This is a genomic window from Rhodomicrobium sp. R_RK_3 (genome assembly GCF_002198715.1).
Lineage (GTDB): Bacteria > Pseudomonadota > Alphaproteobacteria > Rhizobiales > Rhodomicrobiaceae > R-RK-3.
Genome location: NZ_MWLK01000037.1, coordinates 188,743 through 215,226, shown reverse-complemented (window position 1 = coordinate 215,226; position 26,484 = coordinate 188,743). Strand labels below are relative to the sequence as shown.

Genomic DNA, 26,484 nt, shown 5'->3' with positions numbered 1-26,484 from the left:
TTTAATGCCCGTTTTTCTCGGCCGCGTGAAGGCGGGAATCTCGCGCATGCACGTCATTCGTCGGAGCGCCGCCGGTTCCGCGGTCAGGGGTCACTGCCCCCGCGCGTCGCTTCGTCTCAGAGTTGCAACCGCAAAATCGCCACGCGTTTAACCATCCTTAGTGCATCCGGATGCGTCGCGGTCCGTGTTCCGGTTTAATCCAAATCCGTTCCGAATGTGATCGCGGGGATGTGTGATGCGTATTCTGACCCTTGTTTTTGCGGCATGCCTGTTATCGCTCGGTTTCGCGAAGCCGGCGGACGCCTCGCTGCTTGTCCGCGTCGACAAGGGCGAGCAGCGGATGCGCGTCTATGTCGATGACCGGCTGATGTATACTTGGCCGGTCTCCACCGGCCGCAGCGGCTACAGCACGCCGCCGGGACTTTACCGGCCCTATACGCTAAGCCGCTACCACCGCTCGCGCCGCTACAACAACGCGCCGATGCCCTATTCGATCTTCTACCGGGGCGGCTACGCCATCCACGGCACCAACGACATCAACCGGCTCGGCGGCCCCGCCTCGCATGGCTGCATCCGGCTGCATACGACGAATGCGCGCGAGCTCTTCCAGATGGTGGAATATTTCGGCAAGGACTCAACGCGGATCGTTATTCATCAGTGACGCCGGGCTTGGCCGGGGTGGTCTGGCCCTTGCCGCGCAGCCGCAATTCGGCGAGGAAATCGCGCAGGCGAGGGCGCTCGGCCTCGATATAGGGCAGCGGGCGGCAGAGATCGACAGCGGCGATGCCGATGCGGCCGGTGAAGGCGCCGTTCATCACGCCCTCGCCGAGCTTGGCCGATAGCCGCGCGGTCAAACCATGGCCGATGAATTGCTGGATCAGATCGTCGCCCAGCGCGACGCCGCCGGTCACCGCCAGATGGCCGAGCACCAGCCTTGCCAGTCGCAGCGAGCCGAGAAAGCCGGGGCGTCCGCCATAGAGCGTGGCGAGGCGGCGCAGCATCGAGAGATTGGCGACGGCGACGAAGCCGACATCGATGATGGCCGAAGGGCTGATCGCGGTGATCAGCGCGACGCGGCGGACGGTCGCGCCGATGATGCCATTGGCCTGGATGTCGAGCGGGCGCAGCATCTCGCGCTCGGTGAGGATCAGCAATTCGCGCGCGTCGAGCACTTCGCGGCGGTGGTCGGCGAGGCGGCGGGCGCCCCATTTCAGCTCGGCGCGGCCGGAGAACAGACGTTCGATGCCGTGCGAGACGTCGGTCGCCAGCGCCTTATCGGCCTGGGTGAGCGCGCTGTCGGCCTTGAGGCGGATGGCGGCGACGCGGCCGAGGCGGAAGAAGCCGAGCACTTCGCGGCCGGCGATCATCAGCCCCGCGAAGGCGGCGATGAGGGCGCAGGCGAGCGCGAGATAGCCGATCCAGCCGCCGCTGGCGAACAGATCGATGATGAATTTATAGGCCCAGATGCCGAGGGCGAGCGAGATCAGGCCGGAGAGCGCCGAGAAGAAGATGCCGCCCCAGCCGATGCCGCGCCGCCAGCCCATCATGGCGCGCAGGGCCGAAGTCGTGCCGGGTTGCTCCTCGGGCGGCGGCGCGTCGGCCGGCAGTGGCTCGGGCAAGGCGGTCTCGAGCGGGCCGAGGCGGCTATCGTCGAGGCGGAACACCGCCGGCTTGCGGGGCTGGTCTGGGCCGGTCATTCGAGCTTGTCCCCGAACAGGAACTGCATGGCGCGGTCGAGCCGGATATGCGGCAGCACCGGGTTCGCGCCGAAGCCGTCATTCTGCAACGCGGGCGGCCGGAAGCGGAGAAAATTCAGCGCGGTGCCCTGGAGCGGCGAGGCGACGGCCTTGCCCGACAGCACAGGCAGGTCGCCGGGGAACAAAGCCACCTCCTCGCGGCCGTCGAAGCGCTGGCCGTCGATGACCTCGCCCGGCAGCGGCGTGCCGGCGATGCAGGCGAGCGCGCCGCCGCGTTCGCGCGCTTCGAGCTCGCGGGTGGCGCGCACGGCGGCGAGCGCCACGGATTGCACCGAGGCGCCGGAGAACACGGCGCGGTCGATGGCCTTCTGCACGAGGCGCTGCAGGATGGCTTCCAGCCGGTCGTGACTGGTGTGGTGGATGTGGTCGGCCTTGGTGGCGGCGAACAGGATGCGGTCGATGCGGCGGCCGAGGATGCTGGCGAGCCAGCTATTGGCGCCGGGCCGGAAGCAGCCGAGGATCGCGGCGAGGGCGCGTTCAAGATCGGCGAGCGCGGCGCTGCCGGAATTCATCGCGCCGAGCACGTCGATCAGGACGATCTGCCGGTCGAGCTTGGCGAAATGATCGCGGAAGAACGGTTTTACCACATGCGATTTATAGGCTTCGAAGCGGCGCGCCATCATGGCGTGCAACGAGCCGCGCGGCCCGTGGGCGCCGCCGGGCAGGTCGAGCGGCATGAAGGTCAGGGCGGGGGAGCCTTCGAGGTCGCCGGGCATCAGCATCCGGCCGGGAGTGACGGTCGACAACAGGCTGGTCTCGGCGCGGCAGCGGCGCAGATAGGCGGCGAACAGCTCAAAGCCCTGCATGGCGATCTGCTCGTCCTCTCGGGCATTCGGATCGACGCCGCGCAGGAATTCATGCCAGTCGCGCGCGAAGGCGGCCCGCTCGGGGGCGCGGCTGAGCGCCATCGCCTCGGCCGACCATTCCTCGAAATTCAGCTTCAGCAGCGGCAGGTCGAGCAGCCACTCGCCGGGGTAATCGACGATGTCGATATGCAGCGCCGAGCTGCCGAGCTGGCGGCTGAGGAAGGCGGTCGGCTCGTATTCGAGGGTGAGGCGGAGCTGGCTGACGCGGCGGGTCGACTCGGGCCAGTCGGGCGGCGAGGCGGTCAGCTTGGCGAGGTGGTCCTCATAGGCAAAGCGCGGCACGTCATCGTCGGGCTGGGGTTCGAGATAGGCCCGGATCAGCCGGCCCTCGGCGGCGGCGCGGAAGAAGGGCAGGCGGCCGCCGGCGATAAGGTTGTGCACCAGCGCGGTGATGAAGACGGTCTTGCCGGCGCGGGCAAGGCCGGTCACGCCCAGGCGCACGGTCGGCGCGAAGACGCCGGTCATGCTGCCCGCGGCGCGCGCTAGACTGCCGAGTTCGTCGAGGATCACGGAAAGGCTCGGGGGATGCGGGGAAGGGGGCTTGAGCGTCGAATGTGGGTGCCGGCGGCCCCCCTCCACCGGCGGCTCCGCCACCGCCCACTCCCGCGAGGGGAGAGAGCCGAGTTGCGGAGAGGATCACGCTTTTTGCCCTCGCCGCTTGTGGGAGAGGGCGGGCGCGTCAGGAGGCGGAAGCCGCTTGCTCCGCCCGCGGCATCAATAAGGCTGGCCCCACCGCCGGTAAGGACGATAGGCCGGTTCGTCGACGCGGTCGTCATCATCGGAATAGGCCTCGTCATCGGCGTCCTCGGGATCGGCCGGAACCGGATAGGCGCCGTCATACCGGCGGCGGGCGCGGTCCTGCTGGTCGGCGTAGTCGCGCGGCGGATATTCGCGCGTGCCATAGCGCTGCGTGTCGCGCGGATCGGCATAGGGGTCGTCCTCGGCCGGGGCCGGCGCCGCAGCGGACGGATTGCGGTCGTAAGGCGAGGGCCGGGCGCCTGGAATGTCCTCGGGCGGAACGGTGCCATAGGGCGCCGGGCGGCGGTCGCGCAGATCCTCCGGAGGCACGGTGCCGTAGGTCGAGGCGGAGCGGTCCCGCGAATCGCCATAGGGCGCGGCGTCGTAGGGGGAGAGGCGTCCGCGCGGTTCATCCGACGGGGCGGCGCTATAGGCGCCAGAGCGGCCGCGCGCGTCATCGGACGGCGCTGAGTCATAGGCGCCCGACCGGCCGCGCGGGTTGACCGGCGGATATTCGTTGCGGGCGACCGGCGCGGCGCCGCCGCTCTGATAGCGGAAGATGAGGCTGCTGGACGGACCTTCCTCGGAATAGCCGGTGATCTTGCAGCCCTGGGCCGAATAGACCGGCGCCTGGCCCTGCAGCAGCAATTCGCCCTTCTCCTTGTCGAAGCCGCCCTCGACGAAATAATCGACCGGATCGCAGCCCTTTCGGAACAGCTTGGCGTAGCCAGACAGCCGCCCGTCGGATTTTTCCTCGCCTTCGAACAGCACGGCGCCGGGCTTGATGCCGGCCGGCGTCAGGCCAGCTTTGGGCTGGTCGTAGCTGAAGGTCCGCTTCTTGCCGTTTTCCTCGAGCCGCACCAGCGACCCATTATGGTCCCACAGGCTGACCGTTGCCGCGGAGGCGGGCAAACCGAGGAAGAGATAGGCCGCGCCAGTTGCGGAAAGGGCGGCGAGCTTGCGAAAGCTGCGCATGGTCGGTCTCCTATAAACCCTGGCTTTCGCGGTTTTATACCACGAAACAATCGCCAATGGATTTACGTTTGGTCAGTTATCCTTACGTCGCACGATGAATGCGAGCCTCTCGAACAGATGCACGTCCTGTTCATTTTTCAGCAAGGCACCATGCAGAGGTGGTATGGCCTTTTTCGGATCGCGCTCGCGGAGCGTGTCCGCGTCGATGTCCTCGTTTAAAAGAAGCTTTAACCAATCAAGCAGTTCCGAGGTCGAGGGCTTTTTCTTAAGGCCCGGCGTGTCGCGCAGCTCGTAGAAGATGGTCAGCGCCTCTTTCAGCAGCCGCTGCTTCAGATCCGGAAAATGCACTTCGACGATCCGCGTCATGGTGTCCGGGTCCGGAAACTTGATGTAGTGGAAGAAGCAGCGGCGCAAAAAGGCGTCCGGCAGCTCCTTCTCATTGTTCGAGGTAATCATAACGACGGGCCGCTGCACCGCCTTGACCGTCTCGCCGGTCTCGTAAACGTAGAATTCCATACGGTCGAGTTCCTGCAGCAGATCGTTCGGGAACTCGATGTCGGCCTTGTCGATTTCGTCGATCAGCAGGACGGGACGCTGATCCGCGACGAAGGCGTCCCAGAGCTTGCCGCGCCGAATGTAATTGCGGATGTCCTTGACGCGCTCATCGCCGAGCTGGCTGTCGCGCAGGCGGCTGACGGCGTCGTAATCATAAAGGCCCTGCTGGGCCTTGGTGGTGGACTTGATGTGCCATTCGATCAGCGGCGCGCCAAGGGCGGCGGCGACTTCATGGGCGAGGACGGTCTTGCCCGTGCCGGGTTCGCCCTTGATCAGCAGCGGCCGCTCCAGCGCGATCGCCGCATTCACGGCGACGCGCAGATCCTCCGTCGCGACATAGCTCTTGGTGCCTTCGAAGCGCATCATCCATCCCGGTCCGTTGCATGGTGTTGTCTTGTGGCCGGGCGGAGGCCCGGCAAGCGTTGGGCGCACGCGCCGATCTCCTGCAGAGGAAAGCCCGAGCGGCGATATTAAGCAATTTCTTTTTCGTCGCGGCTATTCACGGGCGATTTCAGCGAATTTGCTGCCTTCGCGTTTACCTTTCATAAGCTTCGATGCCTCACCCTGAAACGAGACTTAAGGTCAGCTTAATCAAGGAGCATGGCATGGGGTTGATTCAGGCACTGGCAGGTCCGCAGGGTCTTCGGCATTTCGCAAGGTCGGGCGGCATCGATTTCGGTGATGATTTCCACGGCTATGAGCCTGATTTCGGACTGCCCTGGGCCGATGATGGCGGCGCCAGGCACGATCTCGACCACGAGCCGGAAGCCAATGACGTCTTCCTGGTTTGCGAACAGACTGGCGCGACCGTCTCTGGCGAGCCGCTGTTTGCCCGCCCCTTTGCCTCCAGCGACGACGCGCTAGCGCTGAGCGAGGACGGCTATCTTATCAATGGCGACGGGCATTTCCTACTCGGCATGGCCCTTGACGAGAACGGCAAGCCCTCTGCCAGCGAGCCGGAAGTGGTGCGCCTGGACGCCGCCGGCATCGAGACCGTCGGCACCACCCGCCTCACCTACCGCGCCAACCTGCCCGCCTTCCCGCTCACCGCCAATGCCGATTATGACGTCACCGGCAGCGAGCTGCTCGACAAGACGCTGTTCGCCCGCGACCCATCGGTGCAGGGCTCCGGCATCGTGCTCGGCGACGACCGGGTGAAATTCCTCGACCGCTCGTTGGCGGGCGGCTCGGTGCGGGTGATCGCGGGGGACGGGCGCATCGTGCCGCTCGTGCTGCGCTGGGCGAAGGCCACATCGCTGCGCAGCGCCGGGCGCGATAGCTGGAACCTGTTCTACCGCGTCCGCCGCGACGCGCGCGCCGGCGAGGTCGCCTGGAAGAATATCGGCCATGCCTTCGGCTTCAGCGCCGACGGCCGTCTGGACGAGGTCTCGCTCGTCGTCCCGGTGATGGACATGATGGTCGACGGCGTGCGGCTCGGAAATATCTCGATCGTCTTCGGGCCGGGCGGCGTTACTCAATTCGCCGACCGCAGCGGTCTCGTCAAAATCCTGGCCGCGGAAGCCGATGGCTGCCTCGGCGGCGAATTCACCGGCATTTCAATGTCCGGAGGCGGACGGCTTTTCGCCCATTACGCAAATGGCGTCATGCGTCCGCTCGCCGACATCCAGTTTTCCGGCGAAGAACGATGGTTCGGCGCAAATGAAGATGCACGGCATAGCCTTGAGCGGCGTGTGGTCTAACCGCGCTAAACCTCTCGTCTTTTAGCAAAATTGTCGGTTCTGCGGCGGCGCCGGGGCAGGCTGCCGCCGCGAATCTGTTACGGTTCATCTTGACTTGAGGGCAATTAGGGCTAAATACGTGCCGCACGAGCATGGCTTGACTGCGCCCGCATTGCCACTCTTTGAAGGCGCTTCGAAAGCCATTGGGAGCAGCGTCGCATTAATCAGCAAGAGGTTTTACATGGGCGGGTCTGATCTGCCGGACGATTATCGGCCGTCGGAAGACGAACCGTTTATGAATGAGAGTCAGCTGGCTTATTTCCGCAAGAAGCTGGTCGACTGGAAGTCCGACATCCTGCGCGCCAGCCGCGAGACGCTGGACAATCTGCAGGACACCGGCCAGCACCCCGACCTCACCGACCGGGCAAGTTCCGAGACCGAGCGCGCGCTCGAGTTGCGTGCCCGCGACCGCCAGCGCAAGCTGATCTCCAAGATCGACGAAGCCCTGATGCGCATCGACGATGGCAGCTACGGCTATTGCATCGATACGGGCGAGCCCATCAGCCTGAAGCGGCTGGAAGCCCGCCCCGTGGTCGAGCGCAGCCTGGAGGCGCAGGAGCGGCATGAACGGCGCGAGCGGATTTATCGCGACGAGTGAACACTTTCTTTACCGGATGCGCCGACGCTCCCTGAGCGCGATTTCAACGTGAGAGGGTCTGGCATGGCGGTCTTGGTCACCGGAGGCGCGGGCTATATCGGCAGCCACATGGCGCTGGAATTGTCCGACAACGGCGAGACGGTCATCGTCCTCGACAATCTGTCGACTGGCAGCCCCCGGCTGGTACCGCTCGGCGTCAGCCTGATCGAGGGCGACATCGGCGATGAGGCGCTTTTGGGGCGCATCCTGAGCGAACATCCAATCGACGCCATCTTCCATTTCGCCGGCTCGATCGTTGTGCCGGACTCGGTCGCCGATCCGCTCGGCTATTATCTCAACAATACCGTCAAGTCGCGCGGCCTGATCGCCGCTGCGCTGGCGCATGGCGTGAAGCATTTCATCTTCTCCTCGACCGCCGCCGTCTATGGCGTCCCGGAGCGGACGCCGGTTTCCGAGGACGCGCCGATGCAGCCGATCTCGCCCTATGGCTGGTCGAAGCTGATGACCGAGCGGATGCTCGCCGACACCGCCGCCGCCCTGCCCTTGCGCTATTGCGCGCTGCGCTATTTCAACGTCGCCGGGGCCGACGCCGCCGGTCGCTCCGGACAGGCGACGCCGCGCGCGACGCATCTGATCAAGGCGGCCTGCGAGGCGGTGACGGGTAAGCGCGCTTTTCTCGACGTCTATGGCACGGACTATCCCACGGCGGACGGCACCTGCGTGCGCGACTACATCCATGTCACCGACCTCGCGCGCGCCCATTGGCAGGCGCTGCTGCATTTGCGAGCCGGCGGCGACAATCTGGTTCTGAATTGCGGCTATGGCCGGGGCTATTCGGTGCTGAAGGTGATCGATACCATCAAGCACGTCTCCGGCGTCGATTTCGACGTCCGCTTTTCGCCGCGCCGCGCGGGCGACCCAGCCGAGCTCGTCGCCGGCATCCATCGGATTCACGAATGGCTCCCCGCATGGCGGCCGCAATTCGAGGACCTGGAGCTGATCGTCGAGCACGCGCTGAACTGGGAGCGCAAGCTCGAGGCGCACGCCCGCGCCCAGACCGTCGCGGCGGCGGAATAGGCCGCGCTGCGCGATCTGGTTCGGAAGTTCATCAGCCCTCTGAGTTTCCACGCTCGTCGCCCCCGCCGTCGGAGCCGGGGCCCGCTCGCTCATCCTCTTCACAGCCGTGCGCGCGGATCCGGGATCGGGTCCCGGCTCACCGCTCTGCCGCCTCCGGACGACGAAAAGAGCCGCTGCGATATCGACGCGGCGCCCTCAAAAAAAATGCGATAACTATCTGAAGTTTATGGGTTTTTCTTCGGTGCGCCGTCGGGCTCGACGGTCGCCGCGTCGGGAGGCGGCGTGCCGGTGTCGCTATTGTCGGTCGTGCCGTCGCTCGGTTCGTCGAGGAACATCAGCCCCTCCTCGATCGACACCACCTCATTGCCGTCGAACTCATATTCCTCGCCGTCCGCCATCTTCATCGTGCAGCCGGTCGGGCACAGCCCTTCGATGACTTGCGACGGTTTCACCACGATGTCCTGCGTCGCCGTCTTTTCGGTGACGGCGATCTTATGCTCGGCCGTGTCGCGGTTGGTCAGTTGCAGCGCATGAGCCTGGGGGGCCGCGATGAGGACCGCCAAACACGTAAACGCATATACGCTTCGCGCCATGAAACTTACCGGGATTGATTGGGAAGAAATGAAAAGAAGAGAAAGGGAAGAATTTCTTCTTCCCTTCAACTGATTCGTCGAGCTTACTTCTTGCCGCCCTTTTTGGCGCCGCCAGCCGGCTTTTCGGCCGACTTCGTAGAGGCGGGAGCAGCTTTCGGCTTGCTTTCTGTCTTCTTCTTCATTTGATCTACCTTTGGGCAAAGCGGAACATCTGTCCGCAGATTGCAATCTGAGCCGCGCTATGCCATTAGGCAAATGAATTTTTTCTCTGTTTAATATCGACAAACCCGATGGATAGCGGGAACGCGCTCACCCATGGACATCACGCTCGCCAAAACCTTCCTCGCCATCGCCGAAGCCGGCTCCTTCGTCGATGCCGCCGAGCGGCTGCACGTCACCCAATCGACCGTCAGTACAAGGATCAAGGCGCTCGAGGATCTGCTCGGGCGATCGCTGCTGGAGCGCTCCAAATCCGGGGCGACGCTGACGCCGGCTGGCCAGCAATTCCACAAGCACGCCCTCGCCTTGGTGCGGGTCTGGGAACATGCGCGGCTCGAGGTCGGTCTCGCCGAGACGCACCGCGATCATCTCTCCGTAGGCGGACAGCTCAGCCTGTGGGACGGCTTCCTGCTGCATTGGCTGGCCTGGATGCGCCAGAACATACCCGACATCGCCGTGACCGCGACCACCGGCTCCTCCATCGGCCTGATGGACCGGCTGATCGAGGGCACGCTCGACCTCGCCATCATGTACCGCCCGACCAACCGGCCGAGCCTCATCATCGAGCACCTGTTCGACGAGGAGCTGGTGCTGGTCTCCAGCGGCAGCGAGCGCCGTCAGCCGATGTCGGATTATGTCTTCGTGAATTGGGGGCCGGAGTTCCAGGCCGATCACGCACTGGCCTTCCCGAATTTGCGCCTGCCCGGCCTCTCGCTGGATCTGGGCGCCTTCGGCGTGCGCTATCTGCTGGAGACGCAAGGCGCGGCCTATTTCGCCATCCGCGCCGCGCAGCCCTACATCGACAGCGGCGAGCTGGTGCTGCGTAAACGCTCCCCGCGCTTCGTCTATCCGGTCTACGCCGTCTACCCCGAAGACCGCGACGAGGAAGCCTACGAACCGATCCTGGAGAGCCTGAAGCAGATCGCGGCGGGGCTTTAGAGCCTCTATCGGATTTGGGCCTTGGTGGAACTCAAGCGGCTCGCCAGACCATAAACTCGTCATTCCCGCGAAGGCGGAGTCCGCTGCGGCGGGCCGCGCCGACCGCCTAAGCCACCTTCAGCAACGGCCAGAAGGCCCAGTCTTCCAGCGGGCAGCGGGAGACGGGATTGGCCGGGTCGTAGGGGCGGATGCGGGCGGCGTCGCGGCCGGGATAGTCGACCACCACATGCGAGGCGCGCAGGCGGCGGGCGAAGCTGCCGGAGCCGGAGAGCGTCTGCAGGCGGATCGGCGCGGAGGGGCGGCCGTCGAGCTGGATGGTCGACATCGTGCGCTGCTTGGGCGCGGCGCGCTGGCTGGCCTCCTGCGGCATGTCGGTGAGGTAGAACACCGCCGTGTCGGGCGTCGTCACCTGCGCCAGTTTCGAGAACCAGTTGCCCTGCAACTGGATCTGGCCGGTCTCGGCGCCGTGCACCCGCTGCAGCACCCGCGCGACCACGGCGAGCCGAGGCTCGGGGCGCTGGCCCTGATGCAGCAGCACCAGCCGGCGATAGCCGCGCTGGCGCATGAGGTAGATCGACAGGACATATAGCACCGACCAGACGCAGCTATGATGCACGGTGTCGACCCAGAGCGGTCCACCTTCGTCGAGACCGCTCGCCTCGGTGATCTTCAGCGCGGTCTCGATCGCGCAGAAATAGGCGTTCACCTGGGCGTCGTTCATGCTGCGCAGGACCAGCGGCTCGAAATGGAAATCGATGATATTGACCGCCGCCTTTTCATTCGCGGCGTAGGAAAAATCATCGAAGCCGTCGAGGCGCTTCAACAGGAAATGATCGAGCCGCCCGTCGCGCACCTGGGCGATGAGGCGGTCGCGCACATGGCGGGCGCGGCCCTCATCGGCGAGGGCGCTCATGACATGCACATCGAAGCGGTCCTGATTGGTGTTGAAGGCATAAGCCGGACTCATGCTGGTCGCTCCTCCTGCCCGCGCGGCGGGCATCACCGATCCCCCCGGCAAATCACGGCATCATCCCGGCCGGCCCCGAAGCCGGACCGGGACGATGCCGTCACCCCCGGGCCAAAAACTCAAACCTCCAGCGCCGACTCGCCGGTGAAGATCATGTCGCGGTCGATGGTGCGTCCGCGCTGGGCGCTGATCTTCTCCAGCACCACCTGCTGGGCGCCTTGCAGCGATTCCTTCGAATGGCGCTCGCCGGACTGCTTGGCATCGACGGTCGCCTCGCTCGGCAGCCACTGGTCCGCCTTGACGACGCCGAGATCCTTGGCGCGGCTGAAGATGTATTCTGCCGTGTTCCATTTCCAGCTCGGGCAGGGCAATGCGGTCTGGTCCGGTCCGCCATAGATGAAGCGGTGGGCGCAGAAGCCGCCGCACATCGGCAGGATCTTGCAGTCGCGGCAGGTGGCGTTGTCGAACGGCGTCCACTGCGTCCACAGATTGGCGTTGACGCTGTCATGCAGCTTCTCCGGCTCGAAGATGCTGCCGGTGCGCTTGGACGGATCATGCGCCGTCTCCCAGCATTTATGCACGTCGCCATTGCCCGAGATCACATAGCCGCCTTCGGAGGCGGCGACGCACATGCCGGCAAAACCGCCCGAGGGCTTGATGGTGCTGGCAAGGCCGAGGCGGCGGGCCTTGGCTTCGAGGTCCAGCACCCGCCGGTTGAATTCGGCGCGGGCGAGCTTTTCCTCGAAGGCGCTGCCGCTTTCCGGCGTCGAGGCTTCGATCGGCGCGAAATAGACGTGGAAATTGCCGCGCTTGGCAAAATTCTTCTCCACGAACCCGTCCAGCAGCACATTGGCATTGTCGACATTGCGCTGGCCGACATTGACGCGGACGCTGATCGACATCGGCGTCTGGTCGAGCGTCTCGCCGATATTCTCGATGATCCGGTCATAAGAGCCATGGCCGGAGGTCAGGGGACGCATCTTGTCATGCGTTTCCTTGTCGCCGTCGATCGTCACCTGCACCCATTTCACCCGACGCGAATAAAGCTGCGAAGCCATCTCGCCATTGAGGAACCAGGCGTTGGAGACGATGCCGGCGCTGTAATTGATCTTCTTCTTATCACAATAGGCGATCAGCCGGTCGGACAGGCGGAAGATCGAATCCTTGCCCATCAGCGGCTCGCCGCCATACCAGACGACCGTGAGCGTTTTCAGATTGGCCTTGGCCTGGACGAAGCTGAGGATGGCGTCCTGCACGTCGGGCGTCATCTTCTTGGTCGGCTTGTTGAGGCCCTGGAAGCAGTAGCCGCAGGCGAAGTTGCAGGCCATGGTCGGGGCGATGGTCAGCGTCAGGCTGGTCTTGGCGCCGCGCGCGTTGTTGTAGTCGCGCTGCACGAGGCTCAGCTCATCCGCCGTTTCGCCGACGATGTGGCCGCCGCTCGCCAGCGCCTGCAGCAGCAGCCGGTCCTGCACCTTGCCGGCGGTGAAGGGCGCTTCGGTCAGGCCGAAATATACCTTGGCCTCGCTGGCCGAAAGCAGGATCAGCGAGCGCGAGCGCGAGTTGAACAGCAGCGCGCTGCCATCGGCGAGGCGGACCGGGATGTCGTAATGCGAGGTCTTGTAGCGGTTGGTCGCGGCGCTCTCGCCCTTGGCCCTTTGCAGCCGCGACAGGTTCTTGCGAGCCGCCGCCTCCAGCGCCTCGGCGCGCTTTGGATCGCGCAGCTCCATCGGCAGCGGCACCGGCTGGAAATCTTCGTCTTCGCCGGTTTCGTTTGGAGCTTGGCATTCGTAATCCATGATGTCCTCGCTTAAATCCGGGTGACGGCGACGAAGGTCAGTCTGGGTTCGGTCCTGGTCATCGGGCGGCGCCCGCGATGGGCCTGCCGGACCTCGCGGCGGTGAGCGTCTTCAGCGTGCGCTCCGACAGATCGGCGATCAGCTCATTGCACAGCGCCATGAACACATCGGCGCCCATCTCGGCGTCGATGACGGGCTTGCCGCTCTGCTCCTCGACGGGCAGGCCGGACAAGGTGACGACGCGCCGGTTCAGCGCGATCACGGTGTAGTCGCCGACGCCGGTGAGCCGGAGGGCGAAGCGCCCTCCGAGCTTCTCCAGATGCCGCGCGTCGTAGAGGGTCGGCAGCACCTCGAACATGGCCGAGCGGAAGAAGGAGAAGCGGCTCGACGCATTGCCCGGCAATTGCCAGCGCGGATCGAGCAGGATGTCGGGCGTCAATACCAGCCCCTCCATGAAGCTGGCGAAGGCGACCGGGTTCGAAACCAGCCGACGCCCCGACGCGAGGATTTCCTGCATCGTGATGCGGGCTGTGTTGTTGCGCATATCGACCATCAGCATGGCGCGAACCTCCTCTTCATCAGCACGACGGCAGCAGCGGAATGATGTTGATCACGCAGGCCGAGACCGGATCGCCGAACGGCACGTCGATACCGCAACCGCCGCCGGCATTGGCGGCGCAGGCCCCGGTATTCACCCCGCAGAAATCGGCGCCGGTCTTGGCCGCGCAGGCATCGGCGTCGGTGCCGCAGGTCTGGATGACCGGCGCCCTGGCCGCGCAGGCGCTCGCCGCCGCGCCGCACACGCCCGGCAATCCCGCCTTGACCGCGCAAGCGCTCGCATCGGCGCCGCAGATCCAGCCGCTGCTTTGCTTGGCGCCGCAGATCGCGACGTCCTCGCCGCAGACATTGCCGCCGCTGATCTTCGCGCCACAGCCGGAGGCGTTCGAGCCGCAGACGGTGCCACCGCTGGCATTGGCGCCGCATCCCGAAATGTTTTCGTGGCAGGCATTGCCGCCGCTGGCATTCATTCCGCAACCGCCCACCGCTTCGCCGCAGGTGTTGCCCGGGTTGGTGTTGGCGCCGCAGGTGTTGCCGTCGCAAGGCGCCGGGGGCGCGTTCGTGTTGCAGACCCAAACGTCGCTGCGGCAAACCGGCTCGGGTCCGTCCCCCATGACAATGGAGAATACGTTGTTCCAGCGGGTCCGATCCCCTACGCCAGGATCGTTTGGTTCCTCGGCCAGCCTGAAAGTTGGTGCGTCGACAATTTGTACCAAATGCTGCCTCCATCGCAATTGAGTCTCAACGCGATGGTTACTTAGCAAGCGGCGTGCCAAATTTTTTAATTTGCGACTTTTGTTGAATGTAGCATCTAAATTGCTGTCGATAATGCGATTTTCTTCTGCCTCTATTCTCGCAAAGGCGGAATGTCGACGTATCGCCGACAAAGCGCGCCGCGCACTCGTCGGCGCGCCGGCAACGGACGACCTGGCGTTGAGGGACTGTTTCCGGCATGGGGCCACCGCACGGGGGCCGGCCGGCGTGAGGCCGGCCGGGGTCTCGAATGTGGCCGCCAAAGTCAGCATGAGGGCAGACCCGGGATGATGTTAATGAGGCAGGCCGAGAACGGATCGCCGACCGCCGCGTCGATGGCGCAGAAACCGCCGGCATTGGTGCCGCAGACGCCGACATCGACGCCGCAGGCCTCCGTTCCGCCATCGACACCGCAAACCTCCGCGTCGACGCCGCAAGCCTCCACGCCGCCATCGGCGGCGCAGGCGTCCGCGCGGGCGGCGCAGGCGACGACTTCGCCATCGGCGGCGCAGGCGCCGGCATCGGCCGCGCAGGCTCTGCCGGTCCAGATCTTTGCCCCGCATGCGCTGGTGGCTGCACCGCAAACGCCGGGCGTGCCGAACTTGACGGCGCAGACGGCTGCGTCGGCGCCGCAAATCCAGCCGATGGTCGACTTGACTCCGCAGCCGTTCACATCCACGCCGCAGGCATTGACGATGGTGCCCTTCAGCCCGCACAGGCCCGCAAGCGTGCCGCAGGCCGTGCCGACGCCGACATTCTCGCCGCAGGCCCCGAGCGCCGCATCGCAGGCCTGTCCAGCGCCGGCATTGGTGCGGCAGGCAGTAAGGGCATCGCCGCAGGTGGTCCCTGCCCCGGCCCTTTCGTGACAACTCGAGTCGGCGACCAGGATATGCGTCCGCGGGACGACGGCGCCGTTGCGGACCCCGCCGATCGCGGAGTCCCACTCGCCATCGCCGCCGGCATCGTAGCGAAGCCTTGGCTGCAGGAAATTCGGCCCGTCGACGATCTGTACCACCTGCTGCCCCCACCGCGATTGTGCCTGTATGCGGTGGTCACTCAGCAAGCGCCGTGCCAAACATTTTGAGGGGTGACGAAAGTCGTAGTCGCAGCGCAAACGACTGTTTTGTCTCGGGTTTTTTGTTGCGAATATTATGGAAAAACCGCTCTGCCGACACCGCTGCGGGGGCCTGCGCCGGGATTTCGGCGGAAATCGCAAGGTGGAACGTTCCTCCGCGGCAGGGCGCGAGGCCGGGGCGAGGCCGGCCGGCGACCCGAATGCGGCGCCCCGGCTCAGCATGAGGGCAGGCCCGGAATGATGTTGACGAGGCAGGCCGAGAACGGATCGCCGACCGCCGCGTCGACGGCGCAGAAGCCGCCGGCATTCGCGCCGCAGACGCCGGTATCGACACCGCAGGCATCGACGCCGCCATCCGCGCCGCAGGCTTCCGCGTCGACGCCGCAGGCGTCGATGTCGCCATCGGCGGCGCAGGCATCCGCATCGGCGCCGCAAGCCTCGACGCCGCCGTCGGCGGCACAGACCTCGGCATCGGCGCCGCAGGCCCCGACATCGCCGTCGGCGGCGCAGACATCGGCATTGGCGCCGCAGGCATTGACGCCGCCGTCGGCGGCACAGACCTCGGCGTCGGCGCCACAGACCACGACGTCGCCATCGGCGGCGCAGACACTGGCATCGGTGCCGCAGGCATCCACACCGCCGTCGGCGACGCAGGCATCGACATTACCGCCGCAGGCCTCGACACCAGCATCGGCGACGCAGGCATCGGCATTGCCCCAGCACGCCCCGGTCTCGGCGTCCTCGGCGCAGATCGCGGCATCGACGCCGCAGGCCGACGGGCCGATATCGAGGGCGCAGGCCTGCGCGTCGGCCCAGCAGGCCCCGACATCGATATCCTGGGCGCAGACCTGTCCGTCGAGGCCGCAGGCGATGATGCCCATATCCATGGCGCAGACTTCGGCCTTGCCCCAGCAGGCATCGATCTCCGTGTCCGCGCCGCAGACATCGCCGTCGAAGCCGCAGACGACGACGCCATTGTCGATGGCGCAGCCCTCGACATTGGCGCCGCAGCCGCCAAATTGCAGATTCTCCGCGCAGCCATCCACATTGCCGCCGCAGGCCACGACATCGCCGTCGGCGACGCAGGCGTCGCCGTCGACCCCGCAGGCCCCGACGTCACCGTCGGCGACGCAGGCATCGCCGTCCGCGCCGCAGCCTCCGGCATCGCCGTCGAGCCCGCAGACCGCGCCATCGGCACCACAGCCGCCCACCTCGAGATTGCCGCCGCACGCCCCGGCATCGCCGCCGCAGACGACGCCGCCATTATCGGCGCCGCATACCGCGTTCTTGGACAGGCAGAAGCCGACACGGCCGTCCTCGCCGCAGATCACCGATTTCTGCACGCAGGCCGTTCCCGGCCCGCCCTTGACGGCGCAGGTCGAGCCCGCGTCCACGCCGCACAGATTCGGCGGCGTCCATTTGATGGCGCAGGCGCCCGCATAATCGACCCCGCAGATCCAGCCGACCGAGGCCTTGATGGCGCAGCCGGTCAAATCCTCGCCGCAGGCGCCGAAGCCGCCTGCATTGGCGGCGCAGGCGGTTTGGCGCGCGCCGCAAGCCGTCGGCGGGTTGACGTTGCCGCCGCAGACGCCCGCCCGGGCGCCGCAGCCCGTGCCGATGCCGGCATTGCCGCCGCAGGCGCCGACATTGCCGCCGCAGGCGCTGCCCTCGCCGCTATTGCCCGCGCATGGCGTTGCCGCTCCGCCGCAGGCGCTGTCGCGTCCGTTGTTGCCCTCGCACACACCCGACGCGGCCGCGCCGCAAACGCTCGTCACCCTGGGCGCGGCGTAGACCGCCGCCTGCCACTGGTCACCCTCTTCGAACTTGCGATTGTCGACGGCCGCGGCCTGGAACGTCCCCCGGTCGATGACTTTTACCACGCGCTTGCCCTTTCGCGTTCCGCCTTCGCATTGGCACGCGCCCTACCGGCGTGGCAAGGCAGGCCGCCGCAAAGACTCATAAGACGTTTCGTAGGTTTCGGCCGCGCATCCGACAAGTCGAAGATGAGGCGTCCGGTACCAGTTTAGCCGATGATCAACCGCTGTCAACCGGCCACAGCGTCAATAAAAATGGCAATAAAATCAAAATTCGTGGATATGGCACAAGCAAATTTACGCGCAATGTTTTGGATAATCATCAATAGATGACAGTGCTCCGCCACCACGCTCGATCAGGGCGTATGGCCGGCAAGCAATTTAAGCGCTTTCGCTCCTAGTCTAACTCCATCGGTTGCCGGTTTTATTGTTGGGCCGGTCAAGCCCAGCCGGGCGTCTTCGGAGCAGGGCTCCGGCCAAGAGAGAGGCCCTGTTACAACGGTAATGAGCAAATGCCATGCCAGAGCGCATTTGCCCGGACGGGCGGCCGAAAATCGGCAAACCGCTGCCAGCGCTGCGTTTTTTTGGGTGCCGTATTATGACAATGTCGGATGGCCGACACTCAGGCGGGCTTCGGTGCCGGAATTTCGACGCTCGGCAGCTTTCAACTCCGGCCGCGGGCCAGGCTGCGCCATTGGCCGGGGGTGACGCCGAAGGTCTTCTTGAACTGGCGGTTCAGATGGCTTTGGTCGGCAAAGCCGGTCGCGGCGGCGATCTCGGCCAGCGGCAGCCCGGCATCGATCAGGCCGCGCGCGTGTGCCAGACGGCGCATGACGAGGTAGCGATGCGGGCTGGTGCCGAAGGCCCGGCGGAACTGACGGGCGAGACTGAAGCGGTCCAGGCCGCTGGCCGCTTCCAGCTCCCGCGACCGGACGGCTTCGGTGAGATTGGCGTCGAGATAGGCGCGGGCGAGATCGAGCCGGGGCAGGTCGAGTTTGGCGGCGCTGTCGCCCGGTTGTCCGGCATGGCGTGAGAGGGCCGCCGCGAGTTCGGCCAGCATCTGGTCGACCAGAAGGTCCTCCAGCTCGCCCTCGAGATCGGACAGACCGGCGAGCAGCGCCCGCCAGAGCGCCGCATCGGCCACCACCGGGTCGCGCACGAAGGGCAGGCCGCCCCGGCTGTCCGCGAGCGCCCGGCGCAGCAGGGCAGGCTCCAGATAGAGCATCCGGTAGCGCAGGCCGTCCTCGGTGCCCGCGCCGCCATCGTGCAGCTCGTCCGGATGCAGCACGATCACCTTGCCCGGCGTACTGTAGCGGACCGCGCCGCGATAGCGGAAGGTTTGGACGCCGTACAGCGTCATGCCGATGGCGTAGGTGTCATGACGGTGCGGCGCGAAGGCGGTGCCGAAGAAACGCGCCTCGATGCGGTCGAGGCCGGGGAAGGCGGGCGCGGCCACGATGCCGCTCTCATCGGGCCGCTCGCACAAACGTCCAAGACCCTGCAATCCCTCGCGCGTTAGAAATCCGGCCATGGTTTCCGTCTAGCCCGTCACGCTCCGAGTCCCGATCATGTTCGATACCAAAATCGCCATCGTGCTGCGCGAGGATCTTCCCGTCTGGCAAAAGCTCAACGTCGCCGCCTTCCTGGCCAGCGGGCTCGCCGCCCAGTCGCCGGAGATCATCGGCGCGCCTTATGTGGACCGCGCCGGCAATCGCTACAATGCCTTACCGGTGCAGCCGGTCATCATCATGGCCGCCGATGCGGCGATGATGGGGCAGATCCACCGCCGCGCCCTGGAGCGCTCGCTGACCGTCTCGCTCTATGTCGAGGAGATGTTCTCGACCGGCCATGACGCCGCCAACCGCGCCGTCTTCGCGGAATTCGCGCCCGATGACGCCAAGGTCGTCGGCATCGGCTTGCGCGCGGCCAAAAAGATCGCCGACAAAATCACCAAGGGCGCCCAGATGCACGGCTGACCCGGCATCTCACGGGTGAACCTTGGCGGCGGCGTTGTACCAGTCGTAAATCTCGGCGCCGTTCCAATGCAGCACGCCCGGATGGCGGTTGATATGGGCGTAGACGCGCTCGAGATAGTCGATGCGGAAGGGCTGGCCGGAAATATAGGGATGGATGGCGATGGCCATGATGCGCGGCCGGCTGGCGCCCTCCGCATAGAGCCGGTCGAAGGCGTCGGCGCAGCGGCGGTAGAAATGCTCCGCCTCATGATGCTGCACCAGCATCATCGGAATGTCGTTCAGCTCGATCGAATAAGGCAGCGTGACCAGCGGCCCTTTCGCGGTGCTGATGACCGTCGGCTCGTCGTCATAGACCCAGTCGCCGATATATTTGACGCCGGCCTCGGCCAGCAGCTCGGGCGTCTCGAAGGTCTCGGTGAGGCCGGGCCCCAGCCAGCCGATCGGGCGCTTGCCCCAGAATGTCTCCAGCGTGTCCATGGATTTTTGGATCATGCCCTTCTGATCCTCGATCTTATGGATCGGCATCTGCTCATAGGCGTGGCCCATCGGCTCCCAGCCGGCATCGCGCGCCTGCGCCGCGACGCGCTCATAATCGAGACAGACCCTGGCATTGACGGAAAGCGTCGGCCGCACGTCCAGCCGCTCGAACAGATCGAAGAAGCGCCAGACGCCGACGCGCATGCCATATTCGTGCCAGCTCCAATTGGGCACGTCGGGCAGCATGAGCTGGCCGGTCGGGGCCGGCAGCACCTGGCGGGCCATGGCGCGCGAGATGTCCCAGACCTCCAGATTGACGATGCTCCAGACGATGATGCGGGCATCCCCCGGCAGCTCCAGCGGCGGCCGGTCGACGATCGCCGAAAAGGGCGCGCGGTCTCGGGGGATCATGGGCTGGCTCATTGCGGCTCCGGTCGTGATGGCGCTTCGGGCGGGGGGCATCTTAGCACCGCCCTCGCCATTGGCCAGCCCTTGCCGGCATCCCCCGATTGGGCCGGTTGACCCGGCAAACCGGGCCGCGCCACACTCTGACCCAGAATGCCAAAAACAATGGGGAGGAGCGATGAAAGCGATTCTATCGGTCGTCCTGGTGATGACCGGGCTCGCGGCCGGGAGCGCCAGGGCACAGGATTTGATGACGCAGAAGAAGACTTTTGGGCCGTTCGATTTCACCACCCAATCGGGCCGGGAGCTGAAGGGCGTCAAGGTCGGCTGGGAGAGCTACGGCACGCTGAACGCGGACAAGTCGAACGCCATCCTGATCTGCCATTATTTCTCCGGCAGCAGCCACGCCGCCGGCAAATACGCGGCCGCCGATCCGGCACCGGGCTATTGGGACGCCATCATCGGCCCCGGCAAGGCGATCGACACCAACCGCTATTACGTGCTGTCGTCCGACACTCTGGTCAATCTGGGCGCCAACGACCCAGCCGTAATTACGACCGGCCCGGCCTCGATCGACCCGCTCACCAACAAGCCTTACGCCATGGATTTCCCCATCGTCACCATCCGCGATTTCGTCGAGGTGCAGAAGCGACTGGTCGAAAGCCTCGGCATCAGCAGGCTGGTGATGGTCGCGGGACCGTCCATGGGCTCGCTGCAGACCTATGAATGGGCGGCGAGCTATCCCGACATGGTCGGCAAGATCATGCCGGTGATCGGCGCGCTCGACACGGACGCCAATCTGGTCGCCTGGCTCGACGTCTGGGCAACGCCCATCCGGCTCGATCCGAAATGGCAGAACGGCAATTATTACGGCGGCGAGCCGCCGCTTGCCGGGCTGGCCGAATCGCTGAAAGTCATCACGCTGCAGGCCAACCATTGGCGCTGGGCGAACAAATCCTTCGCCGGACCCGCCGGCGCCAAATGGGCCAGGGAGGGCGAGGACCCGGCGAAATCCTTCGCCAATCAATATCAGGTCGAGCAGGCGCTGGCGGATGCCGGCGCGGCGCGCGCGAAAACCTCGGATGCCAATCATTTGCTCTATCTGATCAAGGCGAACCAGCTCTTTGCCGGCGGCGACGCCAAGGCGAAGCTTTCGCGAATCAAGGCGCCCGCTCTGATCATCTACCAGCCGGAGGATCAGGTGTTTCAGGCCGCCTTCGTCGAGTCCACGGCGCGGATGCTCGCCGCCAATGGGGTCAAGGTCGAGACCGTGCAGCTCAAGGGCGACCGGGGCCATCTCGACGGCGTCCTGACCATCAAACAGGCGGAGGCGGCGGTCGCCGCGTTCCTAGCCCGCTGAGGGAGAGGCCGGGAGCGGCGGCGGGCTGCAGATCACCAAAAGTTCAATCGCACCGCATCCGCCGAACCCCGGTTTCGTGTATGCGTTAATGCGGTTCGCACGGTGCGGAAATTGGGACGCGTCATGAAACCAGGCTTGATCCTATGGGCGGCGATATTCGGCGCGTCGCTGGCGCAGGCGGCGGCCTTGGCGCAGACGCCGGCGAATAGCTGGCGCTCGCCGCAGGGCTCGCTCAGCGAATTCCCGCTGCTCGGCCCGGACGATTGCCGGAATTACGGCGCCGGTTATGGCTATGCCGAGTGCCCCGGCGCGGACGAACGGCCGAAAGCCGGGCAGCGCGATGCGGCGCGCGCTGTCAGGCCGCCGCTCCCCATGCGCCGCTCCGCCGCCCTGACCAGCCCCGCCATGATCTCCGATGCAAGCCCGTCCGGCGAGGACCAGCCCGGTCCGGTCGAGCAGCGACTGCGCGAGATCGCGGGCGATCTGCTGCTCGCCGGTTTCGAAGGCCGCTCGCCCTCCGACGCCGGCACGCTTCAGGCCGGCGCGGCGCTTAAATCGGGCGCCATCGCCGGCCTGCTGATCGACGAGGGCAATTTCGGCGACGCGGCCGGATTGCGGAGTCTGACCGGCTTTCTCAAATCGCAAAGCGAGACGCCGCCGATCCTGCTGGCGGAGCGCCCGGGCGGCGTGCCGCCGCAATGGGCGCCGGGGCGCGGCTTCAAAGCCTTCCCGACGGCGGCCGAAATCGGCGTGCGGGCCGACGCGCTCGACGCCTTCAACCGCTACCGCGATATGGCTGCGGAATTGTCCTCGCTCGGCGTCAATTTGAACCTCGGGCCGAGCGCCAATGCCTGCACCGACGCCGAGGCCGACAGCGACGATTGTTTCGGCAGCGCGCCGCCGCATGTTGCCGCCTTCGGCACGGCTTTCAATTACGGCCATCACGACGCGCATGTGCTGACCGCACTGCGCTACCAGCTCAGCGCCGATGCGGGAGCAAGCCTCGAGGCGATGCGCGACATGGTCCGCCGTCTCGCGCCCGACGCGCTGGTGATCGCCCTGCCCGATGCCGACGAGGCGCCGCCGGAATACCTCGCCGCCGCGCTGCGGCTCCTGCGCGAGGCCGGCTTCGACGGCGTCATCATCGCCCGGCTGCCCACCTCCGACGCGCCGACCGATTTCGGCGAAGCCACCGTGCAGGCCCTCGCCGTCGGCGCCGACATGGTGCTCGCGGCGGAGGCCCCCAGCGCCGAGGATTTCGGAGAACGCGCGGTCGAGGCGCTCAACGCGGCGGTGCAATCCGGCCGGCTTGCCATGCCCCGCATCGAGGATGCCCACAGCCGCGCCGGCCAGCTCCAGGATCGGCTGCGGAGCTGGACCAATGGCGTCGGCACGGAAGGCGGCCTGACCTCGTCGACGGATGGCGGCGCCGGGCGGTGAGGATGAGGGCCGGACGTCCGGTCCCGCTCAGGCGTCCGCGCAAGGGAGCGCAATGCTCAGCACCGATAGAACGCCGGCCACCACCTCATGCGGCGGCGATTCGATCGAGGCGATGATGGGATTTTCGTCCGGTTCCGGTTCCTCGAGCGCCTCGAACTGGCTGTGCAGCAAGCCGCGCGGCATGAAATGCTCGTGCCGGGTGGCGAGACGCCGGGCGATCAGCGCCTCATCGCCCTTGAGATAGACGAGGCGCACATCGGGGCGTTCGCCGATCAGAATATCGCGATAGCGCCGCTTCAGCGCGGAGCACGCGACGACCCCGCGTTCTCCCGAGCCGCGCGCCGCGTCGATCCATGCGGCGACGGCGGCCAGCCAGGGGCGGCGATCCTCGTCGGTGAGGGGAATGCCGCTCTGCATCTTATCGACATTGGCGGCGGGATGGAGCCAATCGGCATCCTCGAACGTCCATTGCAGGCGCGAGGCCAGCAGCGTGCCGATGGTCGACTTGCCGGACCCTGAAACGCCCATCACGATCACCACCGACGGAGACGGGCAGGCAGCGTTCGCCGCCGGATGGAGGGTGTCCGTGGGCATCAAGCCGCCCCTCCCGCCGATGCGGCCCGATCCGTGAACCAGTGCAGATGCCCCACCGGGCGAACCAGCGCTGCGGGCAACATTCCGTCTCCTTTCCGGGCGCGTTCTGCTACGCCGCTCTTATCTTCTCCCGTGGCCAAGAATACCACATCGTTGCTGCTGTCGAGGGCCGGATAGGTCAGCGTGATGCGCGCCTCGGCCTTCGCGCCGATGACGGCGACCGCCCATCGGTCCGTCTCCAGCAGCGCCGGCTGGCCGGGAAACAGCGAGGCGGTGTGCCCGTCCTCGCCGATGCCGAGCAAGGTCACGTCGAAAAGCGGGCGATCCGGCGCGAGACTATCGGCGCCGTAAAAGCGCTTCAGGATCGTCTCATAGGCGGCGGCGGCTTGCTCGGGCGATAAGCCCTCCGTTGGGACCGGATGGATGTTCCCGGCGGGAATCGGCACCCGCGCGAGCAGCGCCTCGCGCGCCATCCGGTAATTGCTGTCGGGATGATCATGCGGCACGAACCGCTCGTCGCCCCAGAACCAATGCGTGCGGCTCCAGGGCAGGCGCGAGGCGATCTCCGGCGCGGCGAGGCATTCATAGAGGCGCCGGGGCGTCGATCCGCCCGACAGGCATAGGGCGAAGCCGCGATCGCTCGCCAGGGCAAGCTCGCATAGCCATTCGGCGCCGGCGCTGGCGAGCGCTTCGGCGCTCTCGAAGATGCGATGTTCAACCGGCATCACTTTGATCCTTACGCGGCTTCATGAGGCTTTGCCCAGGCCGGACGCCGCGCGGGGCAGGATGAAGCGCTCCATCGCCTTGGCAAAACCGTCCTCGCCATTGCTGACCGTCACGACATCGGCCGCCTGCTGCACCTGCAAACTGGCATTGCCCATGGCGATGCTCAACCCGCTCCGCTCGAACATGGCGACATCATTGCCTCCATCCCCGATCACGGCGATCTCCGCCAAGGGGACACCGAGCAAAGCCGCGATCTCGGTCAAGGCCGCGCCTTTGTTGGCGAGGGGATGGGTGATATCGAGATAATAGGGCTGCGAAAGTGCGACGGATGCCTCGCCGGCGAGCGCGGCGCGCATGGCGGGCTCGCATTGTTCGAGACGCGCGAAATCCTCGGCAACGCCGACGATCTTGGCGGCTTGGTCCAGCGCGTCACCGAAATCGTCGACGATCACCGGCTGGAACCCCACCGTGCCCGCCTCGAACGCCACATAGGCGCCGGCCGGATCGCGCACCAGCCAGTCCTGGCCGGTGAATACCCAGACCTGCAACTCCGACGCATCGAGAATATCGACCGCGCGCCGGGCGGTCTGGGGCGAAAGCAGGTGCGCGCTGATGACGGAGAGATCGGGCCGTGCCACGATGCCGCCATTGAAGCCGGCGAGCGGCGTCGTAATCTCCAACGGCCCCAGCAGCATCGCGAGCCCGCGCGGCGGGCGGGAGCTCGTCACCGCGAACAGGATGCCGCTTGCGCGCAATGCAGCCACCGCCTCGCGCGCGCTCTCGGTCAGATACTTGTCATCGGTGACCAAGGTGCCGTCGACATCCGAGACCACGGCTGAGCAGGTGAACGGCAATGGCCGCGCGCGGATCATGACGATTTCCGGCCATTATCGACCTCGACGCTTCGCCAGCGCCGGCCGTCGCGGGCCAGCAGCGCGTCGGCCTCGGCCGGGCCGGCGCTGCCGGAGGCATAGACCGGCAAATCCGCCGAGCCCTCCTCGGCCCAATGGTCGAGCACCGGCTGCACGATGCGCCAGGTCTGCGCCACCATATCGGCGCGCATGAACAGGGTCGGGTCGCCCATCATCACGTCATAGAGCAGCGTCTCGTAGCCGACATTGGGTTCCTTGGGGAACCAGTCGTCATAGCGGAAATCCATCTTCACGGCGGCCAGATCCATCACCGGCCCGGGGCGCTTGACTTCGAACTGCAAGGAGATGCCCTCATCCGGCGCGATGCGCAGCACCAGCCAGTTCGGCAGCAGCGTGTTGACCGGCGTCTCCTGGAACGCCGCATAGGGCGCCTGCTTGAAGCAGATGGCGATTTCACTGTTGCGCCGCGTCAGATGCTTGCCGGTGCGCAGGTAGAACGGCACGCCGGCCCAGCGCCAATTGTCGATCTCGAGCTTCATGGCGACATAGGTCTCGACGTTCGAATCCGGCGCGACATTGGTCTCCTGCCGATAGGCTCGCTTAGGCTGGCCGAGCACCGTGCCGGGGCCATATTGCCCGCGCACCACGGCGTCCGGCTTGACGGCGGGAATCGCGGACAGGATTTCGGCCTTCTTTGAGCGGATCGCCGAAGCGTCGAAGCCGATCGGCGGCTCGATGGCGACCATCGAAAGCAGCGTGAACAGGTGATTGGGGATCATGTCGCGCAGCGCGCCGGTCGCCTCGTAGAACCGGCCGCGCCGCTCGACGCCAACGGTCTCGGCCACGGTGATCTGCACATGGTCGATGCGGTCGCGGTTCCAGATCGGCTCGAAAAGCCCGTTGGCGAAGCGGAACGCCATGATGCTCTGGACAGTCTCCTTGCCGAGAAAATGGTCGATGCGGAAGATCTGGTCCTCGCGCAGCGTGCGCATGATGTCGGCATTCAGCTCGCAGGCCGACCGCACGCTGTGGCCGAACGGCTTTTCGATCACCACGCGCCGCCAGAAGCGGGGGACGCCGTCCTGGTCCTCATCCTGATCGGTGAGCCCCGCCTTGCCGAGCTCGTCCACCACCGTGCCGAAGAAGCGGTCGGGAATGGCGAGGTAGAACATGACGTTGCCCTGCGTGCCGTGGGCCGTTTCGGTCTCCGCCAACAGGGTGCGTAGCCGGGCGTACAGCTCGGGCTGGGTGAAGTCGCCCCGGAGATAGGACATGCTCTGGGCGAGCTGTGTCCAGGCGTCGTCGTCGATCTGTTCCGCCTCGAACTCCGCCGCGGCTTTGCCGACATAGCCTTTCAGCATCTCGTGCAGGTCGCTCCGCCAGCTTTCGGTCGTTCCTTCGCGGTGGCCGATGCCGATCAGCGCGAAATTCTTCGGCAGCGCCTTGGTGCGGGCGAGATTGTAGAGCGCCGGCACCACCAGACGCTTGGTCAGGTCGCCGGCGGCGCCGAAGATGACGATGGCGCAGGGGTCGGCAGGCTTGGCCTGGCGCCGGGCCGGCGACGCCGCCGCCTGTTCCGCCTCGGCTATCGCGTTTGGGTCGTCGAGCATGCATT

General features: G+C 66.0%; 25 protein-coding genes. 8 read left to right on the top strand and 17 right to left on the bottom strand.

Annotated features, from left to right (window positions below; genetic code table 11):
• Positions 1–235: 235 nt before the first annotated feature.
• Positions 236–661 (top strand): L,D-transpeptidase, encoded by a 426-nt coding sequence (locus BLEFHOIH_RS24465; protein ID WP_088348668.1) that lies wholly within the window; start codon positions 236–238, stop codon positions 659–661.
• On the opposite strand, the gene BLEFHOIH_RS24460 is transcribed toward BLEFHOIH_RS24465, so the two are convergent.
• The 4 genes from BLEFHOIH_RS24460 to BLEFHOIH_RS24445 form a co-directional block, all read right to left on the bottom strand.
• Positions 648–1,697, bottom strand: coding sequence for a TIGR01620 family protein (locus BLEFHOIH_RS24460; RefSeq protein ID WP_088348667.1), 1,050 nt, complete (start codon positions 1,695–1,697; stop codon positions 648–650). The two genes, BLEFHOIH_RS24465 and BLEFHOIH_RS24460, sit on opposite strands and share 14 nt — an antisense overlap.
• Positions 1,694–3,088: a YcjX family protein gene (locus BLEFHOIH_RS24455; RefSeq protein WP_088348732.1), complete on the bottom strand. Its 1,395-nt coding sequence runs from the start codon at positions 3,086–3,088 to the stop codon at positions 1,694–1,696. The genes BLEFHOIH_RS24460 and BLEFHOIH_RS24455 overlap by 4 nt, the downstream gene beginning before the upstream one ends.
• A 249-nt stretch (positions 3,089–3,337) precedes the next feature.
• Positions 3,338–4,336, bottom strand: coding sequence for a hypothetical protein (locus BLEFHOIH_RS24450; RefSeq protein WP_088348666.1), 999 nt, complete (start codon positions 4,334–4,336; stop codon positions 3,338–3,340).
• 72 nt (positions 4,337–4,408) lie between these two features.
• Positions 4,409–5,254, bottom strand: a complete 846-nt coding sequence (locus BLEFHOIH_RS24445; RefSeq protein WP_088348731.1) for a MoxR family ATPase — start codon at positions 5,252–5,254, stop codon at positions 4,409–4,411.
• A gap of 242 nt (positions 5,255–5,496) precedes the next feature.
• Between BLEFHOIH_RS24445 and BLEFHOIH_RS24440 the strand changes: the two genes are divergently transcribed.
• The 3 genes from BLEFHOIH_RS24440 to galE all read left to right on the top strand — a co-directional run bounded on the left by BLEFHOIH_RS24440 (position 5,497) and on the right by galE (position 8,305).
• A complete protein-coding gene (locus BLEFHOIH_RS24440) occupies positions 5,497–6,591 on the top strand; it encodes a hypothetical protein (protein WP_088348665.1) in 1,095 nt (364 codons plus the stop codon).
• A 220-nt stretch (positions 6,592–6,811) separates the two neighbouring features.
• Positions 6,812–7,228: an RNA polymerase-binding protein DksA gene (dksA, locus tag BLEFHOIH_RS24435; protein ID WP_088348664.1), complete on the top strand. Its 417-nt coding sequence runs from the start codon at positions 6,812–6,814 to the stop codon at positions 7,226–7,228.
• A 63-nt stretch (positions 7,229–7,291) separates the two neighbouring features.
• Positions 7,292–8,305, top strand: coding sequence for a UDP-glucose 4-epimerase GalE (gene galE, locus BLEFHOIH_RS24430; protein WP_088348663.1), 1,014 nt, complete (start codon positions 7,292–7,294; stop codon positions 8,303–8,305).
• Between the two features lie 224 nt (positions 8,306–8,529).
• Here galE and BLEFHOIH_RS24425 read toward each other — a convergent pair whose 3' ends face one another.
• A complete protein-coding gene (locus BLEFHOIH_RS24425) occupies positions 8,530–8,868 on the bottom strand; it encodes a hypothetical protein (RefSeq protein ID WP_088348662.1) in 339 nt (112 codons plus the stop codon).
• A 345-nt stretch (positions 8,869–9,213) separates the two neighbouring features.
• On the opposite strand from BLEFHOIH_RS24425, the gene BLEFHOIH_RS24420 reads away from it, so the two are divergent.
• Complete coding sequence (locus tag BLEFHOIH_RS24420; protein ID WP_088348661.1) at positions 9,214–10,056, top strand: LysR family transcriptional regulator; 843 nt, start codon at positions 9,214–9,216, stop codon at positions 10,054–10,056.
• 106 nt (positions 10,057–10,162) lie between these two features.
• Here BLEFHOIH_RS24420 and BLEFHOIH_RS24415 read toward each other — a convergent pair whose 3' ends face one another.
• From BLEFHOIH_RS24415 to BLEFHOIH_RS24385, 7 genes are all read right to left on the bottom strand, one after another.
• Positions 10,163–11,023 carry a hypothetical protein gene (locus BLEFHOIH_RS24415; RefSeq protein WP_088348660.1) on the bottom strand — a complete coding sequence of 287 codons (861 nt, stop codon included), beginning with the start codon at positions 11,021–11,023 and terminating at the stop codon, positions 10,163–10,165.
• Between the two features lie 119 nt (positions 11,024–11,142).
• Positions 11,143–12,819, bottom strand: a complete 1,677-nt coding sequence (locus tag BLEFHOIH_RS24410) for an SPASM domain-containing protein (RefSeq protein ID WP_088348659.1) — start codon at positions 12,817–12,819, stop codon at positions 11,143–11,145.
• A gap of 58 nt (positions 12,820–12,877) precedes the next feature.
• Entirely contained in the window at positions 12,878–13,378 is a 501-nt protein-coding gene (locus BLEFHOIH_RS24405; protein WP_088348658.1) for a hypothetical protein, read from the bottom strand.
• A gap of 19 nt (positions 13,379–13,397) precedes the next feature.
• The gene (locus BLEFHOIH_RS24400) at positions 13,398–14,093 is read right to left on the bottom strand and encodes a hypothetical protein (RefSeq protein ID WP_125461880.1); all 696 of its coding nucleotides are present in this window, start codon (positions 14,091–14,093) and stop codon (positions 13,398–13,400) included.
• Between the two features lie 302 nt (positions 14,094–14,395).
• Positions 14,396–15,145, bottom strand: coding sequence for a hypothetical protein (locus BLEFHOIH_RS24395; protein ID WP_088348656.1), 750 nt, complete (start codon positions 15,143–15,145; stop codon positions 14,396–14,398).
• A gap of 275 nt (positions 15,146–15,420) precedes the next feature.
• Complete coding sequence (locus tag BLEFHOIH_RS24390) at positions 15,421–17,085, bottom strand: hypothetical protein (protein WP_088348655.1); 1,665 nt, start codon at positions 17,083–17,085, stop codon at positions 15,421–15,423.
• Positions 17,086–17,683: 598 nt separating this feature from the next.
• Entirely contained in the window at positions 17,684–18,550 is an 867-nt protein-coding gene (locus tag BLEFHOIH_RS24385) for an AraC family transcriptional regulator (RefSeq protein ID WP_088348654.1), read from the bottom strand.
• Between the two features lie 37 nt (positions 18,551–18,587).
• On the opposite strand from BLEFHOIH_RS24385, the gene BLEFHOIH_RS24380 reads away from it, so the two are divergent.
• A complete protein-coding gene (locus BLEFHOIH_RS24380) occupies positions 18,588–18,995 on the top strand; it encodes a DUF2000 family protein (protein ID WP_088348653.1) in 408 nt (135 codons plus the stop codon).
• 9 nt (positions 18,996–19,004) lie between these two features.
• Here the strand turns inward: BLEFHOIH_RS24380 and BLEFHOIH_RS24375 are convergent, their stop codons facing one another.
• Positions 19,005–19,883 carry a polysaccharide deacetylase family protein gene (locus BLEFHOIH_RS24375; RefSeq protein ID WP_088348652.1) on the bottom strand — a complete coding sequence of 293 codons (879 nt, stop codon included), beginning with the start codon at positions 19,881–19,883 and terminating at the stop codon, positions 19,005–19,007.
• A gap of 172 nt (positions 19,884–20,055) precedes the next feature.
• Here BLEFHOIH_RS24375 and BLEFHOIH_RS24370 point away from each other — a divergent pair, with 172 nt between their 5' ends.
• Both BLEFHOIH_RS24370 and BLEFHOIH_RS24365 read left to right on the top strand, forming a co-directional pair.
• Positions 20,056–21,237, top strand: coding sequence for a homoserine O-acetyltransferase (locus BLEFHOIH_RS24370; protein ID WP_088348651.1), 1,182 nt, complete (start codon positions 20,056–20,058; stop codon positions 21,235–21,237).
• A 123-nt stretch (positions 21,238–21,360) separates the two neighbouring features.
• Positions 21,361–22,677 carry a glycoside hydrolase family 3 N-terminal domain-containing protein gene (locus BLEFHOIH_RS24365; protein ID WP_088348650.1) on the top strand — a complete coding sequence of 439 codons (1,317 nt, stop codon included), beginning with the start codon at positions 21,361–21,363 and terminating at the stop codon, positions 22,675–22,677.
• A gap of 27 nt (positions 22,678–22,704) precedes the next feature.
• On the opposite strand, the gene BLEFHOIH_RS24360 is transcribed toward BLEFHOIH_RS24365, so the two are convergent.
• The 4 genes from BLEFHOIH_RS24360 to zwf are packed head-to-tail and all read right to left on the bottom strand — an operon-like array spanning position 22,705 to position 26,479.
• On the bottom strand, positions 22,705–23,271 hold the full coding sequence (locus BLEFHOIH_RS24360) for a gluconokinase (protein WP_245297179.1): 567 nt from the start codon (positions 23,269–23,271) through the stop codon (positions 22,705–22,707).
• Positions 23,271–23,996: a 6-phosphogluconolactonase gene (gene pgl, locus BLEFHOIH_RS24355; protein WP_088348649.1), complete on the bottom strand. Its 726-nt coding sequence runs from the start codon at positions 23,994–23,996 to the stop codon at positions 23,271–23,273. The genes BLEFHOIH_RS24360 and pgl overlap by 1 nt, the downstream gene beginning before the upstream one ends.
• A 21-nt stretch (positions 23,997–24,017) precedes the next feature.
• Positions 24,018–24,869, bottom strand: a complete 852-nt coding sequence (locus BLEFHOIH_RS24350) for a Cof-type HAD-IIB family hydrolase (protein ID WP_088348648.1) — start codon at positions 24,867–24,869, stop codon at positions 24,018–24,020.
• Positions 24,866–26,479, bottom strand: coding sequence for a glucose-6-phosphate dehydrogenase (gene zwf / locus BLEFHOIH_RS24345; protein WP_088348647.1), 1,614 nt, complete (start codon positions 26,477–26,479; stop codon positions 24,866–24,868). Before zwf ends, BLEFHOIH_RS24350 begins: the two co-directional genes overlap by 4 nt.
• Between the last annotated feature and the right edge of the window lie 5 nt (positions 26,480–26,484).

What these genes read in the sequence shown, in the direction of transcription:
- BLEFHOIH_RS24465 (WP_088348668.1), top strand. Translation starts at nt 236, where the DNA reads ATGCGTATTCTGACCCTTGTTTTTGCGGCATGCCTGTTATCGCTCGGT.
- BLEFHOIH_RS24460 (WP_088348667.1), bottom strand. Translation starts at nt 1,697, where the DNA reads ATGACCGGCCCAGACCAGCCCCGCAAGCCGGCGGTGTTCCGCCTCGAC.
- BLEFHOIH_RS24455 (WP_088348732.1), bottom strand. Translation starts at nt 3,088, where the DNA reads ATGACCGGCGTCTTCGCGCCGACCGTGCGCCTGGGCGTGACCGGCCTT.
- BLEFHOIH_RS24450 (WP_088348666.1), bottom strand. Translation starts at nt 4,336, where the DNA reads ATGCGCAGCTTTCGCAAGCTCGCCGCCCTTTCCGCAACTGGCGCGGCC.
- BLEFHOIH_RS24445 (WP_088348731.1), bottom strand. Translation starts at nt 5,254, where the DNA reads ATGCGCTTCGAAGGCACCAAGAGCTATGTCGCGACGGAGGATCTGCGC.
- BLEFHOIH_RS24440 (WP_088348665.1), top strand. Translation starts at nt 5,497, where the DNA reads ATGGGGTTGATTCAGGCACTGGCAGGTCCGCAGGGTCTTCGGCATTTC.
- dksA (WP_088348664.1), top strand. Translation starts at nt 6,812, where the DNA reads ATGGGCGGGTCTGATCTGCCGGACGATTATCGGCCGTCGGAAGACGAA.
- galE (WP_088348663.1), top strand. Translation starts at nt 7,292, where the DNA reads ATGGCGGTCTTGGTCACCGGAGGCGCGGGCTATATCGGCAGCCACATG.
- BLEFHOIH_RS24420 (WP_088348661.1), top strand. Translation starts at nt 9,214, where the DNA reads ATGGACATCACGCTCGCCAAAACCTTCCTCGCCATCGCCGAAGCCGGC.
- BLEFHOIH_RS24415 (WP_088348660.1), bottom strand. Translation starts at nt 11,023, where the DNA reads ATGAGTCCGGCTTATGCCTTCAACACCAATCAGGACCGCTTCGATGTG.
- BLEFHOIH_RS24410 (WP_088348659.1), bottom strand. Translation starts at nt 12,819, where the DNA reads ATGGATTACGAATGCCAAGCTCCAAACGAAACCGGCGAAGACGAAGAT.
- BLEFHOIH_RS24405 (WP_088348658.1), bottom strand. Translation starts at nt 13,378, where the DNA reads ATGCTGATGGTCGATATGCGCAACAACACAGCCCGCATCACGATGCAG.
- BLEFHOIH_RS24385 (WP_088348654.1), bottom strand. Translation starts at nt 18,550, where the DNA reads ATGGCCGGATTTCTAACGCGCGAGGGATTGCAGGGTCTTGGACGTTTG.
- BLEFHOIH_RS24380 (WP_088348653.1), top strand. Translation starts at nt 18,588, where the DNA reads ATGTTCGATACCAAAATCGCCATCGTGCTGCGCGAGGATCTTCCCGTC.
- BLEFHOIH_RS24375 (WP_088348652.1), bottom strand. Translation starts at nt 19,883, where the DNA reads ATGATCCCCCGAGACCGCGCGCCCTTTTCGGCGATCGTCGACCGGCCG.
- BLEFHOIH_RS24370 (WP_088348651.1), top strand. Translation starts at nt 20,056, where the DNA reads ATGAAAGCGATTCTATCGGTCGTCCTGGTGATGACCGGGCTCGCGGCC.
- BLEFHOIH_RS24365 (WP_088348650.1), top strand. Translation starts at nt 21,361, where the DNA reads ATGAAACCAGGCTTGATCCTATGGGCGGCGATATTCGGCGCGTCGCTG.
- BLEFHOIH_RS24360 (WP_245297179.1), bottom strand. Translation starts at nt 23,271, where the DNA reads ATGCCCACGGACACCCTCCATCCGGCGGCGAACGCTGCCTGCCCGTCT.
- pgl (WP_088348649.1), bottom strand. Translation starts at nt 23,996, where the DNA reads ATGCCGGTTGAACATCGCATCTTCGAGAGCGCCGAAGCGCTCGCCAGC.
- BLEFHOIH_RS24350 (WP_088348648.1), bottom strand. Translation starts at nt 24,869, where the DNA reads ATGATCCGCGCGCGGCCATTGCCGTTCACCTGCTCAGCCGTGGTCTCG.
- zwf (WP_088348647.1), bottom strand. Translation starts at nt 26,479, where the DNA reads ATGCTCGACGACCCAAACGCGATAGCCGAGGCGGAACAGGCGGCGGCG.